Here is a 17047-nt window from a genome sequence, read left to right on the forward strand (position 1 = left end):
ACATGGCTTCTTTTGAAGTAATTGGTGGCAATAAGCTTAAGGGTGATATATACCCACAGGGTGCTAAAAACGAAGCGCTGCAGATTCTGTGCGCTGTACTGTTAACTCCCGAACCTGTTACCATCTCAAATGTGCCCGACATCCGGGACGTGAATAAACTGATCGAATTGCTCCGTGACCTAGGCGTGAAAATAACGCGCACGGCACCGGATACATATATTTTCCAGGCCGACGACATTAATCTGGAGTACCTGCAAACAGAGCAATTTGTAGAGCAGGGACGTGCTATCCGAGGTTCGGTAATGATTGTTGGCCCACTGCTTGCTCGTTTCGGAGAGGCTAAAATGCCAAAGCCAGGCGGAGACAAGATTGGCCGCCGCCGCCTAGACACGCACTTCATCGGCCTTGAAAAGCTGGGCGCCAAGTTTAACTACGATACCCCGGACATTTTCTACAGTGCCACTGCTGAGCGCTTAAAAGGTGCATACATGCTCCTTGACGAAGCATCTGTTACCGGTACTGCTAACATCTTGATGGCTGCCGTGCTGGCAGAAGGCATTACTACTATTTATAACGCCGCTTGCGAGCCTTACGTGCAGCAACTTTGCCGTATGCTTACCCGCATGGGCGCTAAAATTACCGGAACAGGCTCTAACCTGCTCGTTATAGAGGGTGTGGAGAAACTAGGTGGCACAGACCACCGCATGCTACCAGACATGATCGAGATTGGCTCGTTTATAGGTATGGCTGCCATGACAGGCTCAGAAATTACGATTAAAGACTGCCAGATTCCAGAGTTAGGCCTTATTCCCGATACGTTTCAGCGCCTGGGCATTAAGATGGAATTTAGAGGTGATGACATTTTTATTCCGGAGCAGGACCATTACGAGGTTGATACTTATATCGATGGCAGCATTCTAAACATATCGGATCATACTTGGCCAGGCCTTACCCCTGACTTATTGAGCGTGGCGTTAGTAACCGCAACACAAGCGAAAGGTACAGTACTAGTTCACCAGAAAATGTTTGAAAGCCGCCTGTTCTTCGTGGATAAGCTGATAGACATGGGGGCTCAGATCATACTTTGCGATCCGCACCGCGCAACGGTTATAGGTATGAACAAGCACATACCGCTGAGAGGCATCCGTATGACATCCCCGGATATTCGTGCCGGTGTAGCCTTGTTGATAGCAGCACTTTCCGCTGAAGGGCGCAGCATCATCGATAACGTAGAGCAAATTGACCGTGGCTACCAAAATATTGATGGAAGACTTAATGCCATCGGCGCGCAGATCAGAAGAATATAATGGATAACCCCATATTATAAACAAAAAGAGCATCTCGAAAGGGATGCTCTTTTTGTTTATCAGTAGTGTTTAAATCTATAACTTAAACAGATGTTTGGAGACAACATATGTCGTTATAAATCATTATTGTTGAGCTGCTAAACACATGCAAAAGTAAACGTACGTCTATTCTTCCCCACCCTTCCGGCTTCCGCGGTATAACTCATACTTTAGCAATCGGCACTCGATGGAGCCATTGTAAAGCGGCACACGGCGAGAAGTCCGAAGGCCTATACTTTTAGCGGCTTCCAGGTTACCGGTGAATACGAAAGCATCAAAACCTTGGTAATTCTGCTTTAGCGTGTCACCGATGTTTTTATAAAGCAGGTTGATATCGTCTGACTGGATACGCTCGTTGTAAGGTGGGTTCATCACCACTACCCCATGGTCAGCTGGTGCTTTTGTATCGAAGAAGTTTGCCTGCTCCAGTTTAATAACACCCTGCAAGCCTGCATTCTCGATGTTGCCAAGCGCTGCCTCAATATAGTCTGCATCCAGGTCGTAACCAATGATCTGGGCTTGCGGCGCAGTTTTAGCCTTGGCCTCAGCGGTGTTCCAAACCATCTCAAATAGCTGCTCATTGTAGTCTTTCCATTTCTCAAAACCGTACGGGTCGCGGCGAAAAAGGCCGGGCGCCATGTTTTGGGCCATAAGGGCAGCTTCTATCAGGAATGTTCCCGAGCCGCACATAGGGTCGATAAAGGCTGATTTTTTATCCCAGCCAGACAGGCCGATGATGCCGGCGGCAAGCACCTCATTGAGCGGGGCCACGTTGGTTTGCAGGCGGTAACCACGGCGGTGCAGCGAGTCGCCGGACGAATCCAGGGACAGCGTTACCATGTTCTCGTGCATATGCAGGTTCAGGCGCACATCAGGTCGGATACGGTCTACGGATGGGCGCTCGCCGGTTTTCTTTCGGAACTGGTCCACAATGGCATCCTTGGTTAGCTGCGATACATACAATGAGTGCTCAAATGTAGAGTGGCTAACAACAGCATCGATGGCAAAAGTCATGTTTAGGTCAAAAACCTCGGACCAATCAGTTTTTTGTACCTGATCGTACAACTCTTTCTCGTTGCGCGCCTTAAAATTGCGTATCGGCCGAAGTATGCGGATAGCCGTGCGGCACCACAGGTTTGCCTCGTAAAGCTGGCGAAGATTGCCAGAGCAGGATACTGCCCGGTTACCCACTTTCACAAACTCCATATCCAGATCGCGCAGTTCCTGCGCCAATACCTCTTCCAGGCCCGCCAGCGTGGTGGCCACTATATTAAAGTTCTCGTTCGAGTTTTTCTTCGCCATACTTTATACTTGCTAAAGTTGCAAAGTTAACATTTCAGGCGGTATACTTTTGGGGTTTCTTAAACAGGTCGTTTCAAAATCTATTTTAAGATTACCGTGATAACTTTGACCATTAACTTTCAACTATATGCAGCTTTTCTTATTTTGTGTCTTTTTAGCAGACTATGCACTTACCAGAGCCTGCAAACTTTCAACCTAAACCCTAACCTTATTCATGCACCTCGACCTGATTGACTGGATTGTGATGGGCGCTTTCGCCGTCGTCACGCTTGTTATTGGTATTAGTTACACAGGCAAAGCCAGTGGAAGCCTTGCCAATTTCTTCCTGGGCGGCCGTAACCTGCCCTGGTGGATTGCCGGCACCTCCATGGTGGCCACTACCTTTGCCGCCGACACACCGCTTGCCGTAACAGAACTTGTAGCACAAAGCGGCATCTCAGGTAACTGGTTATGGTGGAACATGCTGCTGGGTGGTTTGCTCACTACATTCTTCTTTGCCCGCCTCTGGCGCCGCGCAGGCATCATCACCGACCTGGAGTTCATCGAGATGCGCTACTCAGGCAAACCTGCCTCTTTTCTGCGCGCCTTCCGCTCGGTATACTTAGGCATTTTCATGAACAGCTTAATCATTGGCTGGGTAAATGTGGCCCTGATGTCCATTATCGAGGTTTTCTTTGAAGTGCCAAAGGGCGAGCAGCTATTTTATGTGGGTATTGCCATGGTTATTGTTGTGGCTTACTCATCATTATCAGGCTTACTAGGCGTTGCCATAACAGATGTTATACAGTTTGTGATAGCCATCGTGGGCTGCATCATACTTGCCTACCTTGTAATTACCTCTGAGCAGATTGGGGGCATTGTTGGCTTGAAAGAGAAATTGCCCGCCTCAACCCTCGACTACTTCCCGAAGGTTGGTACAGGCAGTGAGATAGGCCAAACGCTCACGCTCTCGCTAGGCGCTTTCCTGGCATTTACAACCGTGCAGTGGTGGGCCAGCTGGTACCCGGGCAACGAGCCTGGCGGTGGTGGTTACATCGCGCAGCGCATGATGAGTACTAAAAACGAAAAGCACGCCCTTTACGCAACCCTGTTCTTCCAGATCGGGCATTACTGCATTCGCCCATGGCCATGGATTCTGGTGGCATTGGCAGCCGTGGTGCTTTACCCGAACCTAGGCCCTGGCAACGAGAAACTGGGTTACGTAATGGCGATGAAAGATTTCTTGCCTCCGGGGCTTAAAGGTTTATTGCTTGTAGCCTTCTTTGCAGCCTATATGAGTACCATTTCCACGCAGTTAAACTGGGGCGCCAGCTACATCATCAACGACTTGTATGCACGCTTCATTAAGCCAGATGCCACTCAGAAACAATTGGTAACCGCTTCGCGTGTTACTACGCTACTTCTCATGATCGTTTCACTGGGCGTAACCACACAAATCACATCTATTGCAGCCGTTTGGAAATTTATAATGGAAGCCGGCGCGGGCCTTGGTTTGGTGCTTATACTTAGGTGGTACTGGTGGCGCATTAACGCCTGGAGCGAGATTGCAGCCACCATTGCTCCATTTATTGGGTACGGCGTGGCTAAGTATGTTATTGGATGGGAGTTCCCGGACAGCTTCTTCCTGACCGTTAGCTTTACAACGGTAGTATGGATTGTGGCAACTTTTGTTACGCGCCCTACGCCCGAAAGCAAGCTACAAGCGTTTTACGAGAAGATTCAGCCAGATGGAGCCTGGGCACCTGTACGTAAATCCTTGAAATTACCGAAGCCTAAGACAAAAGTATACCACCTGCTGGTTGCCTGGATCGCGGCTGTGATAATGGTTTACTCCACCCTGTTCCTGATCGGCGACCTGATTTTCCAGAACTATGAGCGCTTTGCCATGTGGCTTGTTTCTGCGGTTATATCACTTGTAATTATGGTTGTGATGTCTAAGCGGGTGAAGTTCTTTGAGGACTAACCCTGATAACAAAACCCCACGAGCATAAAACAGAAATCCCCTTTTGCAAGGGGATTTCTGTTTTATAGGTCAACCCCATCAATTCGCGTTGAGGTTGTAGCAGCCAACGCATAATTTGCGGTTGCGGCTAATTCGGAACTCGCTGCACAAAAACCTATCTTTGCACCAAATCAATGCTTATGAAACTGCAGACAGACTTCTCGCTAAAACCTTACAATACTTTTGGCATGGACGTTAAAGCCCGGCTCTTCGCGCGCTTTGATACGGTGCCGGAATTGCAGGAGCTGCTCCAGATGCCGGAGTTGGAGCAGGAACCCAAACTTATACTTGGTGGCGGCAGCAATTTGCTTCTCACAAAGGATTTTGATGGCGTGGTGCTACTAAATGGCATCAAGGGCATAGAGAAAGTGCGCGAAGACCAGGAGCACGTATACTTACAGGTTGGCGGCGGTGAAGTATGGCACGATTTCGTTTTAAAAACACTGGACCTGAACCTAGGCGGTGTGGAGAACCTGTCGCTGATACCAGGCACTGTAGGTGCAGCACCGCTGCAAAACATAGGTGCGTATGGCGTAGAACTGAAGGATGTGTTTGAGCAACTAGAGGCGGTAAGTATAAATTCAGGCCAAATCAAGAGCTTTACGGCCGATGCATGCCGGTTCGGATACCGCGAGAGTGTCTTTAAAAACGAGCTGAAAGGGCAATACATTGTAACACACGTTACATTCAGGCTGCAAAAAAAGCATAAGCTAAACACTAGCTACGGCGCCATTTCCACCACGCTGCAGGAAATGCAGGTGCAGCAGCCCACTATACAGCATGTAAGTGCAGCGGTTTGCCAGATTCGTCGGAGTAAGTTACCCGACCCAAAGCAGATCGGAAACGCTGGCAGTTTCTTCAAAAACCCCGAAATCCCGCTGGCGCAATACGAAGACCTGCAAAAGCAGCACCCAGATATCCCCTCTTACCCCGTTTCTGAAACAACCGTAAAGGTGCCTGCCGGTTGGCTCATTGAGCAATGTGGCTGGAAGGGAAAAATGCTTGGTAATTATGGCGTTCATAAAAACCAGGCCCTAGTGCTGGTAAACTACGGCGGTGCCAAGGGTGAGCAGATTCGTCAGCTTGCCTATGACGTTATCCAATCGGTGGAAGAGAAATTTGGTATTAAACTCAGCCCGGAAGTAAACATTATCTAAGTATAGCTCCCGCTGGTATTAAAAAGTATAGATCCGCTCCGAACTATTTAGGTGCTTCTTGCGATATATCAGCTATACTTAACTTCTATAACAATGCAATTTAAAAACTACTTCTTATACTTCGCTTTTTTCCTGAGCCTGGGTTTCTTAGTGTCCTGCGACGATGATTCCGACGAAGACGCCGAGCCAAGCAAGACAGAAATGCTTACTACCGGTAAATGGAAAGGCGATAAGATTCTGCTGAACGGAATTAACGCTGCATCCATACCAGGCATTGGCGCCAACGCCAGCAGCTTCCAGACGCTTGTCCTGGAGTTTAAAAACGACAATACTTATTTGGCAACATTCACTGTGGAAGGGCAAACAGAAACCACCAGCGGTAACTGGCAGTTCAACAGCGCGCAAACCACCCTTACGCTGGATATGTTTGGCGAGCTTAATGTTAAGAATCTCACAGATCAAAACCTGGATGTGACCACAACACTTAGCACTGAAAGCATAGAGTTCATTGCCTCGCTGTTCGATATTGATGCTACCCTGATTAAGCTTATAACAGGTGGAGGCGCTGTTAATGCTGAAATGCGTTTTGTAAAGCAGTAAACCCAACACTTCCAGAAAGCCTGTCCTGCTGCGCGGTTTTATGCGCCAGGGCAGGCTTTTTTTTAAAGCGCTGACTAAGAATTGGCTTTTTTACCTACCCTTCCTTCTCGATTTCCTTGGTTTCTACTTTTACAGCGTTAGCCTGGGGCCTAATACCTTTATCATGCTCCCTTGAAAATACCTGCGTAAATTCTGCACCAAGCAGAAAGATAACTGAAGTATAATATACCCACACCAAGATCAGCACCAGCGAGCCGGCAGCACCATACGTGTCGGCTAGTGGGTCGTGCTGAAAATAGATGTTGAGTATAAACTTGCCTATCACAAAAAGTATGGCAGTAACCGTGGCCCCAACCCATACGTTTAGCCATTTTATCTTGGCATCGGGCAATACCTTAAAAATTGTGGCAAAAATAACTATGCTGATAAGTATGGAAACTGTGATATTGCCAGCGGTAATCAGATAGATGGCTACACCAGAGAGCTGCTCCCGCAGGTAATCATTGATCAGGCCCATCACAACATCCACAGATAACGAGACCAACAGCAGAAAACCCAGGCTCACGACCAAAGCAAGGGATAAAATACGATCAATTATCAGCTTAACCCATCCTCTTTGGGGTTTGGCTTTCACCTCCCACATAGCATTCAAGGAATCCTGTAAGGCAACAAACACAGTGGTGGCGCTAAAAATCATGGTGGCAACGCCAACTATGGTCCCGATGGTAGTGGCCGCTGATTGATCTGCGTTTTCGATGATGCTTTGGATTTGTTCGGCGCTGCTGCGGCCCACGATACCACCAATCTGCTTAGAGAGCTGCCCACGAACGGCTTCTTCGCCGAAAACAGAGCCTGCAATCCGGATGGTGATAATCAGGACGGCGGGTAAGGAAAAGATAGTATAAAAGCCGATGATGGCAGCGTAATCCAATGGTTTGTCCTCGCCAAACTCTTTGAAAGTGCGCTTAGTCAGGTTCCAGGTAAGTTTAACTTTTGAGTTCATGGGCCTAAGTATTCTGTTGGCCTGCAGCCTGTGCTACAGTTTACAGCATATTCTTACGGAGCCCGTAAAAACAACGATACCTTTAGTACCAAACAGACATTTCTTCCAGGGATTTTCGAGCCAGGTTAGGCACCTTAACATTCTCGGCGGCATATCCCACGGGCAGCAATAGAAAAGGGCGTTCATTAGCAGGCCTATTCAGCAACTTGGATAGGAAGTTCATAGGGCTTGGCGTATGCGTAAGCGTTACAAGCCCTGCTTGATGAATGGCCGAAATTAAAAAGCCACATGCTAGCCCCACCGACTCTGAAACATAATAATTATTCCGCTTGGAGCCATCAGGTTGCACATCATACGCTTTCTTAAACACCACAATCAGCCATGGCGCGGTCTCCAGAAAAGGTTTTTGCCAATCGGTGCCCAAAGGCGCCAAATCCTCCAGCCACTCCTGGCTCATGCGGCCCTGGTAGCTTTCATATTCTTCTTTTTCGGCAGCAGCGCGTATCTGCGTTTTAAGGGCCAGATCTGAAATCACACAAAACGTCCAGGGTTGCTTGTGTGCACCGGATGGGGCCGAAGCGGCAGTAAGGATAAGTTTTTGAATAAGGTTACGTGGCACAGGCTTATCAGAAAAATCCCTGATAGAGCGCCGCTGGTCCATAAAGGTATAAAAATCACTTGCCCGCTCAAGAGATTCTGACACAGAGAAAGTAACAGGGGCATAAGGTATAAACGGGTTTGCAGTGGGGGCCATAAGCAGCATTATTGTTTAGCTAAGCTACAAAAAGTATGAGACTGATGCCTGCCACGGCAAGAATTAATTTAGCCTGAGTCTGGCAAGGTAATTCCCGGCTTCACCTTCTTGCAGCATCTCGAACACATAACCGTGCTCAACAGCATAGTCTTCCAGAATGGAAGGGTCTATAAACAGCCAGTTAAACCAGCCGCTCTCGTGGTCTTTATACTTCATATTATACTTCACCTCGCCATAATAGCCCGCGTTCAAGTCCAGCAACACAGACCCATCCTCATCCTCATACATATAAAGTATGTCTGAAGACTCGAGCAGGATTTGACCGCCTGGCTTTAGCAACAGCTTAGCATGCTTCAGAAAACGCTCCAGGCCAAGCAGGTTGCCTGCTATACCAATGCCGTTCATCAGCATAAGTAGCGTATCATAGTGCTGGCCTTTAAGAGTATAGATGTCCTGATGCAGAACTTGCTGCACGCCCTGTTGCTTCATAGCCTCCACGGCCCCCGCAGAAATATCCAGGGCAGTAACGTTTTTACCAGCCTGCTGTAGCGCTAAAGTATGGCAACCTGCTCCCGCCCCAATATCCAGCACAGCGCCACGGCAGGTATTTATGGCGAGCTGCTCTAGCTCCGGCATTTCTGCTACTTCCCTGAAAAGGTAGTCAACAGGAATGCAGTCATCTTCGGCCAGGTTACTTTCTACGGTAATCTCTGCATCCTTTGCGCCTGCCAGGTAATCCAGCATAGCTGTGCCAATTGGGTCGTTGTTCATGAGCTTAATAATATGGGGAAAGGTTTGCAATTTCGTGACAAATGCTTTGCTGTAAAAGCTTAAATATACTTGCGAGCGAGTTGTTGGCTTCACCAAGGCATGCATTCACCACACTTTCAAGTAATTACGATAAATTTTAAACTGGTAGCGTGTTGGTTCTTTATGAAAAAAATGTAGATTTAGAGAGAATTTTAGCTATAAGCCAGTGAAATCTGCCATGTATACGTATCCCCTGCTTATGATCCCGAAACTGGAGAACAAGTACCTGCGCCTGGAGCAAACCCGGAACCGCTTACTGGATGAGCTAGAGGCTTTAACGGACGAGCAACTCAACACCGCGGCACCGGGAGGCAAGTGGAGCCTGAACCAGCATGTGGCGCACCTGATTATGGTTGACGAGGTTACGCTAAATTCTATCCAATATAAGCTGAAGCAGCCCGGCACACTGAAGCCAGCAGGATTTAGCCAGGCCCTTAAAGCGCTTTTATTGAAGGTCGCGCTGCTCTCAGGCCGTAAGTATAAAGCACCCGCCCCCGTGGCCGATGTTCCTGACCACTCCGATTTGCAGGATTTGCGCCACAACTGGAACAATGCCCGCTTTGCCCTGGAAGATACATTGACAGCGTTAAACCCGGACCAAATCGACAAGTGCCTTTTTAAGCATCCGCGCGTTGGGCCGCTAAACGTCCTGCAGACACTTGCATTCCTGCAAGACCACTTCGACCACCACCAGAAAATTATGCAGCAGCAAATCCGGGACTTAGTGTACTAAGCATCCCGAATTATACTTGGTTTAGCCACCCACGCCCCATGCTGCTGGGCTATAAGCCTTACCAGTTAAGAATATTGCTCAGAATTTGTTCTGGATGCATGTATATTTACAAAGCTTAAATCAGTTTTGAATATGCTTTCCCAGCGCCACGAAGTTTTCTTTGAAGTTGCCCGTTTACTGAGCTTCACCAAAGCCAGCCAGTCTTTATTTATTAGCCAGTCTGCTATTAGCAAGCAGGTAAAGGCTTTGGAGGCATATTATAAAACTGGCCTTTTCGACCGCCATGGCAATACCGTGAGCTTAACTTCTGCCGGTGAGCTGCTCTACCATAAATTACTGAAAGCTAAGGAGCTGCAGCACGAGCTGTTTGAGGGGTTTAAAAACATAAACTCAGAATTCTTGCCGCAGGTGCGCATGGTTATTGGCTCTAGCACAACCATTTCGCTATACATACTCCCGGCTGTGCTCTCGGCATACTTAAACCAAAATCCTAACGTGCAGCTCACGCTGAAGAACCGGAATTCAGAAAACATACTTAAGGCACTTGTGGACCATGAGATCGATCTTGGCATTATAGAAGGAATAAACAAGTTGAATAACGTGAGTTACACGCCTTTTATGCAGGACGAGGTAATACCTGTATGCTCGGCTAAAAACCCACTGCAGCACCAGCAACTGCAGGTGCAAGACCTCTACAATAACCCGCTGGCTCTACGCGAGTATGGCTCAGGCACTCTAGCCGTGTTAGAAGAGGCTCTTTCACAGAAAGGCATCCGCCTGAACGATATACCGGTTAAAATACGCCTGGGTGGCACGGAGGCCCTTAAAAACTTTGTACGGGCCGATGACTCCTGCTTGTCGTTCCTGCCACGCCCAGCGGTGGTTAAAGAGCTTGAGACAGGTGAGCTTGTTGAGTTACAGGTGGCAGGCCTGAGCGTATGTCGCACGTTTTACTTTATCCAGCGCAAAGGCAGCGAAAATGATCTACTGTTCAAGAATTTTATCCGCTTCACAAAATCTCATTATTCCTAATTGGAATAGCCTATAACTAAATACTATTTGATTTCCTCATAGCTATATGTCTACTTGCCGTAGAACTTAAAACTATGAAGACATCAACAGCCAATTTCAGTTTATTAGATAACCTGAAATGCTCAAACTGCGCAGCCACGTATAGCGCATTTGAGATGCAAACACTCTCCCATTGTTGCGGCTTGCCGCTAGAGGCTACCTATGACCTGCAGGCTAAGCTATCTAGAAGCGTCCTTTCAGGCCGTGAAGCTACTATGTGGCGCTACAGAGAACTACTCCCGGTAATGCAGCAAGAGCATATCGTTAGCCTCGGGGAAGGCTTTACGCCTCTCCTACGCTTGCAAAACCTGGCAAGCCGCATTGGTCTCAGCAAACTACTACTAAAGGATGAAGGCCAAAACCCAACCGGCTCCTTTAAAGCACGTGGGTTAAGCATGGCTATTTCCAAGGCCAAGGAGTTCGGAGTGGAAGGCTGCATTGTACCAACTGCTGGCAATGCCGGCGTAGCTATGGCTGCTTATTGTGCAAGGGCAGGCATGAAGGCCATAGTTGTTATGCCCCGCCACACGCCTGATGCCTTTAAAGAAGAATGTTACTGGTATGGCGCCGAGGTTATACTTGTAGATGGACTTATTAACGACTGCGCAGCGAAAGCAGCCGCACTTAACACAAACGGAAAGTTATTGGATGTGTCTACCCTGAAAGAGCCGTACCGCCTGGAAGGCAAGAAAACCATGGGCTACGAAATAGCAGAACAGCTAAACTGGGATTTACCAGACGTGATACTTTATCCTGCTGGGGGTGGAACCGGTTTAATAGGAATTTGGAAGGCCTTTCAGGAAATGAAATCCCTTGGCTGGCTTGCCAAAGACATTAAGCTACCGCGCATGATAGCTGTGCAGGCAGCCAGCTGCCAACCCTTAGTCGAAACGTTTTATGGGCGCCAGCCTAACGCCAAACAATATGCAGGCAAACCAACCATAGCTAATGGGCTGGCAGTGCCACGGCCAATTGGGGAGCAGATGATGCTGCGCGTATTACAGCAATCGGGTGGCACAGCGATCGGCATAGCTGACCAAGAAATGATTAATGGCCTCCGCGACCTAGGCAAGTATGAAGGCTTGTTTGTAGCCCCAGAAGGTGCTGCGCTATGGGTGGCCACTCAGAAGCTTCTGCAAGCAGGAATGCTAGATGCAGACGAAAGCATATTGCTTTTAAATACAGGTAATGGCCAAAAGTATATGTCAAATATAGCTGGCATGTCAGCAGACTAACATCCCAAATTACGCTGGTTTTTGAGCCGCCAACAATGGATCTCCGCTTATAGCCTGATCATATAAATCCACTCATACTTACCAACCTCCTGCTCCTTGGGCAGGAGGTTCTTTTTTCAGCTCATACCTTTTTAAGTTTATACTTTAACGCCAACAATTAAACTGGTAAATTGGGCTTTTACCTCAACAGATTTATGTACTCTAAACCCTGCACCCCGCTGTTTAAATTATTTGTACTTGGCCTACTTATTTTTACCGTATCCTGTGATCGAAACACTAAGGAAAATACAAAATATAATGTAAATCTTTCCAACCGCCCCAAAGCTGAAAGTATAGATTCTGATGCGGTTTCTTCTGTACCTGAGGGCGAGGAGAGCCCCTTTATTGACTCCACAACTGATGCATCAGCTATACTTTCCAGACCGGAAGTCCCTATCCTCTGTTACCACCAAATCCGTGACTGGGCCGGCTCTGATTCTAAGCTCGCTAAGACATACATTGTCCCTGAGCGGCGATTTGAAGAACACATTAAAATGCTCGCTGATAGTGGTTATCACACAATTTTACCGGACCAACTAATGGCTTACCTTACCACAGGAGCCAGCCTGCCTGAAAAACCTATAATGCTCACCTTCGACGATACAAATCTTACACAGTATGAGACTGCTACCCCTATTTTAGAAAAGTATAACTTTAAGGGAGTATTCTTTATCATGACAGTTTCATTAGGAAGACCGCGCTACATGTCGAAGGCGCAGGTAAAAGATCTTGCAGCGCGTGGCCACGCTATTGGCAACCACACCTGGGACCATCACCAGGTCAAAAAATACGAATCCCAGGACTGGGAAACGCAGGTTTCAAAACCCAAACAGGATTTAGGGGAAATCACTGGGGCGCCTATAAATTATTTTGCATACCCATTTGGCCTTTGGAACACGCAGGGTATACCTGAGCTAAAGAACCGAGGCATAAAAGCTTCGTTTCAGCTTGCCGCTAAGCGCGATAGCATAGATCCGCTCCACACAATCCGTCGGATAATTGCAAGCGGCTACTGGAGCCCTAACTCCCTCTACAAGAATATAAAAGGCAGTTTTCATAAAACAAAAGATATCTCAGGGCAAATAAACAGGTTCAGCGTACACCAGTAAGGTATCCACGTCTACATTCATTCGCATAAATACTGAAAACATGGGGCAACACATGGGAATCGATTACGGCTCTAAACTAGCAGGCACTACAGCTGTGGCGATGGTAAAGGATAACCAATTGCACTTATGGCAAAGCCAAAAAGGCCAAGACGCTGATACATGGCTGTTAGAGTTGATTCGGGAACTAATGCCCAAGGTAATTTACATAGATGCTCCCCTAACGCTCCCTAGCGCATACTACCAAACACCTCAAAACCCCGATGCCGATTTCTTTTACCGGCAAGCCGACAGGGAAGTGCGCGCTATGTCTCCGATGTTCATTGGAGGGCTTACAGCGCGTGCCATGAAGCTACGGTTAAAGCTTGCCCATGAAGGCATAGCCATGCTTGAGACGTACCCGTCGCAAGCGGCCAAAGTTCTGCTCAATAATACAGCCAAAAAAAAAGCCCTGCCGCCCTAACTGAATACTCAGAAGAACTGCAGGGCTTATTAGCCTATCAACTTTATCAAAAGCCAACTAACTGGCACCAGCTTGATGCTTTACTTTGCTGGAAATCAGGACATAGACATTCATTAAACAAATCTATACTTTATGGTGATGCCAAAGAGGGGCGCATTATTATTTAGGCTTAATTGGTAATATCCGCTGCCGTTTCTAGCGTCCGAAACTCCATCTGCAACGCTTTGATTTTCACTTCTGTATCCGTTGGAATAGGTGCTTTTATCTGCTGCTTCTGCTCATTAAGCTCCTCTATAACTCTTTTGGCCATTTCCCAGTCTTGGTTAGACCAATTTCCTTTCTTTGCCCGCACATTTTCCATGAAGGTAATGTATGCATCTCGTATATTGTTCTCACTAAGCATGTTATAATCGGCCCACGTGCCCAATAGTTCAGTGCGCCAAGCGGCAAGTTCCGGCTCAGCCATATTCTGCTGATAGCGTTCATCGGCGGACCTGAATTCCTCTTTTAAATTCTTGTAATCTGCTCTCAGCTCATCACTAAACTGTTCTTGTTTCAGGTCCAACTCCTGCGTACGCGTTTTAAAATCGGCACGGGCCCGCTTCCAGTCTTCTTCGGTGCGGTTAGCAACGTTTGCAGTTGCGTTATTCACCCAGGTTCTGAATTCGGCAAGGTCATCCTCCATTTGTTGTTCTTTAGATGTTGAGCATGCCGTAAAGAACAGGCTGCAACAAAAAAGAACTATAGCTAATGGTTGAGTTAGTTTTTTCATAGCAATTCAACGATTTTAAGTCTTACGATTTCATACGCATTGGTCTGGCTTAAGATATATTAGACCTTACGGCTTACCTATACGTTGGAGTATTTAGGAGAAGCTAGTCTTTATAAATGATTTCAAACTTTAAACACCAACCATCGTAAGCAATATAAATAGTTGGAAAATTCATATACACTTTGTAAATTGATTCCAATCACCCAAAGATTTAGCCTTAAGTAGGCGACAATTGCAATAGCTTATACTTCGAGTATGCATTAAAACCGCACAAGTGAAGTATAAGCTATTTTTATGCCTGCACAGTGGTTAAACCGTGTAATTCCAGCATCTCGTAAACCTTCCAACTCGTTTAAGCATGTTTAGCCAGCTTGCTATCAGCAATTTAAACCTTATGCAAGATCTGTGGAAAACAGCTTTAAACAACAATACAATAAACCCTATACACAATTCTGATTATCAGATAATTAACTAAGTCAGTTAAAAGTTATTATGAAAGACACTTACTTGCCTGACGAAACCTTCATGAGGGAAGCGATCAGGTTATCCAGAGAGAAAATGGAACAAGGTTACGGTGGGCCGTTTGGAGCAGTGATAGTACGCCAAAATGAGATTATAGCCCGCGGATTCAACAATGTACTCTCCTCCCATGATCCAACCGCGCACGCCGAAGTAGATGCAATAAGAAAAGCCGCTTTGGCATTGGGCACCCACGATTTGGCAGACTGTACGATCTACACTAGCTGTGAGCCTTGCCCTATGTGCCTGGGTGCTATTTACTGGGCTAGGTTAAAAAAAGTATACTTTGGCAACACCCACAGCGATGCAGCCGAGATAGGGTTTGATGACTCATTTATATACCAGGAGATTGAAAAGGAACGCAGCCAGCGATGCATCCCGATGCAGCAGTTACTTCCCGATGAGGCGAAGGTGGCTTTTGAGGCATGGATGCAACGCGAAAATAAACAGCCTTATTAAGAACTTTAATAGTGAGAGTATTGTCAGCAAAAGTACAAAAATCTATATTGCACAAGTTTTGCCTGGTCCCGGCACTTTTAGAAGGCTAAAATAAGCCCTTAAATTGCCCCTGCATCAGTCAACAAACCTGACTAAAAACCTCGAATGAAGCTTCTTACAAAAATCTATTTAGCCTTCGGCTTTATCATGCTTATTTTTGCATTTGTAACAGCTTCTTACGTGCTGCAGTCATCAGTCATAGAAACGGATGTGCAACGGGCAATAACCTCCTCTGAGATCCTGCGCCTTTCAGAAACCATGGCTAAAGCCATAATCGATTCGGAGACAGGTGTGCGTGGGTTTCAGGTATCAGACAACGAGGCATTCCTGGACCCTTATTATAAGGGTAGGAAAGAGTATACCGCTACCATAAAGCGGCTCTCAGGCCAAGTTACCGATACCTTGCAAACCAAGCGGCTGGCAGCTATAGACGAGACCTATGATCGTTGGCTGCATACTTTTGCTGCACGCTCCATCAAACTCCAGAAAAGGTCGCTTCAATCAGATTCTGGCAAGGCAGCTTATGAGGACTTTCGCATAAATGTTATCCGAGAGGGTGTAGGCCGCAAGATGATGGATAGCATCAGGGCCCATATTGATGCCTTTGACAAGCATGAGCTAAAGCTCAAAAACGTTCGCATGGCAGAATTGAACGGCACGCTGCGCTTAACGAACAATCTGGCCATCGCACTTACGATTATCTGCCTTGCCGTTGGCTTCATGATTATCCAGATCCTTGTAAAAGCTATACGAACCAGGTTGGAAGGGCTTGCCACCATGGCCACAGAAATCACAAACGGTGACTTTAAGGCACGTGTTGTGGACAAGCGCAGCGATGAGATCTCTGTGGTGTCGAAATCATTGAACACGATGGCTTGGCGCCTGGATGAGAGTTTTACAGACCTGCAGAAAAGCAACGATGAGCTGGACCAGTTTGCCTATGTCGTATCGCATGACCTAAAGGCCCCCCTACGCGCTATTAACAGCTTGGCCGAGTGGATTGAGGAAGACCTTGGCACTGCCCTGGACCCAGACGTAAAGCGTAACATAGACTTGCTGCGTGGCCGTGTGCTGCGCATGGAGAATCTGATCAATGGCATTCTGGAGTATTCTCGCATCGGTAGAAAAGAGCTCCCTCAGCAGCATTTCTCAAGCCACAAACTGGTAACCGACATAGTTGACTCACTCTCGACGGGGCAGAACGTTCACGTGGATGTTGACCCATCTTTGCCAGAGCTTAATACAGAACATATATTTATGCACCAGGTATTCTCAAACCTGATCAGCAATGCCATAAAGTATAACGATAAGCCAAACCCGCACGTGCATATTGGCGCCAGAGAATTGAGCGGCAACTATGAGTTTTGGGTTGAAGATAACGGCCCAGGTATTTCCAAGGAGTATCATGAGAAGGTGTTTGGCATTTTCCAAACCATGGAGGCCCGCGATACAAAAGAAAGCACTGGCGTAGGGTTAGCCATTGTCAAAAAGATAATTGATGAAAAAGGCGGCTCAATTCACATCGAGTCTGAGCCAGGCTTGGGCAGCAAATTTGTTTTTAGCTGGCCTAAAGCTGAAAATACTGTAACCGCAGCAACAACCAGCCTGGAATTGGCATAACTTATAGTATACCTACC

16 protein-coding genes are annotated in these 17047 nt (G+C 47.1%); 11 read left to right on the plus strand and 5 right to left on the minus strand.

Going from position 1 to position 17047, the window contains the following annotated elements:
• The first annotated feature begins 2 nt into the window (after positions 1-2).
• On the plus strand, positions 3-1307 hold the full coding sequence (gene murA / locus D1627_RS08060) for a UDP-N-acetylglucosamine 1-carboxyvinyltransferase (protein WP_119431695.1): 1305 nt from the start codon (positions 3-5) through the stop codon (positions 1305-1307).
• Between the two features lie 165 nt (positions 1308-1472).
• On the opposite strand, the gene D1627_RS08065 is transcribed toward murA, so the two are convergent.
• Positions 1473-2648 carry a THUMP domain-containing class I SAM-dependent RNA methyltransferase gene (locus tag D1627_RS08065; RefSeq protein ID WP_119431696.1) on the minus strand — a complete coding sequence of 392 codons (1176 nt, stop codon included), beginning with the start codon at positions 2646-2648 and terminating at the stop codon, positions 1473-1475.
• A gap of 214 nt (positions 2649-2862) precedes the next feature.
• Between D1627_RS08065 and D1627_RS08070 the strand changes: the two genes are divergently transcribed.
• From D1627_RS08070 to D1627_RS08080, 3 genes are all read left to right on the plus strand, one after another.
• Positions 2863-4611 carry a sodium:solute symporter family protein gene (locus D1627_RS08070; RefSeq protein ID WP_119431697.1) on the plus strand — a complete coding sequence of 583 codons (1749 nt, stop codon included), beginning with the start codon at positions 2863-2865 and terminating at the stop codon, positions 4609-4611.
• 179 nt (positions 4612-4790) lie between these two features.
• The gene (gene murB, locus D1627_RS08075; RefSeq protein ID WP_119431865.1) at positions 4791-5807 is read left to right on the plus strand and encodes a UDP-N-acetylmuramate dehydrogenase; all 1017 of its coding nucleotides are present in this window, start codon (positions 4791-4793) and stop codon (positions 5805-5807) included.
• A gap of 93 nt (positions 5808-5900) precedes the next feature.
• Positions 5901-6407, plus strand: a complete 507-nt coding sequence (locus tag D1627_RS08080) for a DUF5004 domain-containing protein (protein ID WP_119431698.1) — start codon at positions 5901-5903, stop codon at positions 6405-6407.
• A 94-nt stretch (positions 6408-6501) separates the two neighbouring features.
• On the opposite strand, the gene D1627_RS08085 is transcribed toward D1627_RS08080, so the two are convergent.
• The 3 genes from D1627_RS08085 to D1627_RS08095 all read right to left on the minus strand — a co-directional run bounded on the left by D1627_RS08085 (position 6502) and on the right by D1627_RS08095 (position 8935).
• Entirely contained in the window at positions 6502-7410 is a 909-nt protein-coding gene (locus D1627_RS08085; RefSeq protein ID WP_119431699.1) for a YihY/virulence factor BrkB family protein, read from the minus strand.
• Between the two features lie 82 nt (positions 7411-7492).
• Complete coding sequence (locus D1627_RS08090; RefSeq protein WP_119431866.1) at positions 7493-8164, minus strand: nitroreductase family protein; 672 nt, start codon at positions 8162-8164, stop codon at positions 7493-7495.
• Positions 8165-8227: 63 nt separating this feature from the next.
• Positions 8228-8935, minus strand: a complete 708-nt coding sequence (locus tag D1627_RS08095) for a class I SAM-dependent methyltransferase (RefSeq protein ID WP_119431867.1) — start codon at positions 8933-8935, stop codon at positions 8228-8230.
• A 217-nt stretch (positions 8936-9152) separates the two neighbouring features.
• Here D1627_RS08095 and D1627_RS08100 point away from each other — a divergent pair, with 217 nt between their 5' ends.
• From D1627_RS08100 to D1627_RS08120, 5 genes are all read left to right on the plus strand, one after another.
• The gene (locus D1627_RS08100; RefSeq protein WP_233555554.1) at positions 9153-9707 is read left to right on the plus strand and encodes a DinB family protein; all 555 of its coding nucleotides are present in this window, start codon (positions 9153-9155) and stop codon (positions 9705-9707) included.
• Positions 9708-9839: 132 nt separating this feature from the next.
• A complete protein-coding gene (locus D1627_RS08105) occupies positions 9840-10739 on the plus strand; it encodes a LysR family transcriptional regulator (protein ID WP_119431700.1) in 900 nt (299 codons plus the stop codon).
• Between the two features lie 74 nt (positions 10740-10813).
• Complete coding sequence (locus D1627_RS08110; RefSeq protein WP_119431701.1) at positions 10814-12013, plus strand: threonine synthase; 1200 nt, start codon at positions 10814-10816, stop codon at positions 12011-12013.
• 194 nt (positions 12014-12207) lie between these two features.
• On the plus strand, positions 12208-13161 hold the full coding sequence (locus D1627_RS08115) for a polysaccharide deacetylase family protein (RefSeq protein ID WP_119431702.1): 954 nt from the start codon (positions 12208-12210) through the stop codon (positions 13159-13161).
• A gap of 52 nt (positions 13162-13213) precedes the next feature.
• On the plus strand, positions 13214-13621 hold the full coding sequence (locus D1627_RS08120; protein ID WP_158607156.1) for a DUF429 domain-containing protein: 408 nt from the start codon (positions 13214-13216) through the stop codon (positions 13619-13621).
• Positions 13622-13790: 169 nt separating this feature from the next.
• Here the strand turns inward: D1627_RS08120 and D1627_RS08125 are convergent, their stop codons facing one another.
• Positions 13791-14306, minus strand: a complete 516-nt coding sequence (locus D1627_RS08125) for a hypothetical protein (protein ID WP_233555555.1) — start codon at positions 14304-14306, stop codon at positions 13791-13793.
• A gap of 579 nt (positions 14307-14885) precedes the next feature.
• Between D1627_RS08125 and D1627_RS08130 the strand changes: the two genes are divergently transcribed.
• Entirely contained in the window at positions 14886-15371 is a 486-nt protein-coding gene (locus tag D1627_RS08130; RefSeq protein ID WP_119431705.1) for a nucleoside deaminase, read from the plus strand.
• A gap of 144 nt (positions 15372-15515) precedes the next feature.
• A complete protein-coding gene (locus D1627_RS08135) occupies positions 15516-17030 on the plus strand; it encodes a sensor histidine kinase (RefSeq protein ID WP_119431706.1) in 1515 nt (504 codons plus the stop codon).
• The last annotated feature ends 17 nt before the right edge of the window (positions 17031-17047 follow it).

The sequence above is a fragment of the Pontibacter oryzae genome, assembly GCF_003576375.1.
In the GTDB taxonomy this organism is placed as follows: domain Bacteria; phylum Bacteroidota; class Bacteroidia; order Cytophagales; family Hymenobacteraceae; genus Pontibacter; species Pontibacter oryzae.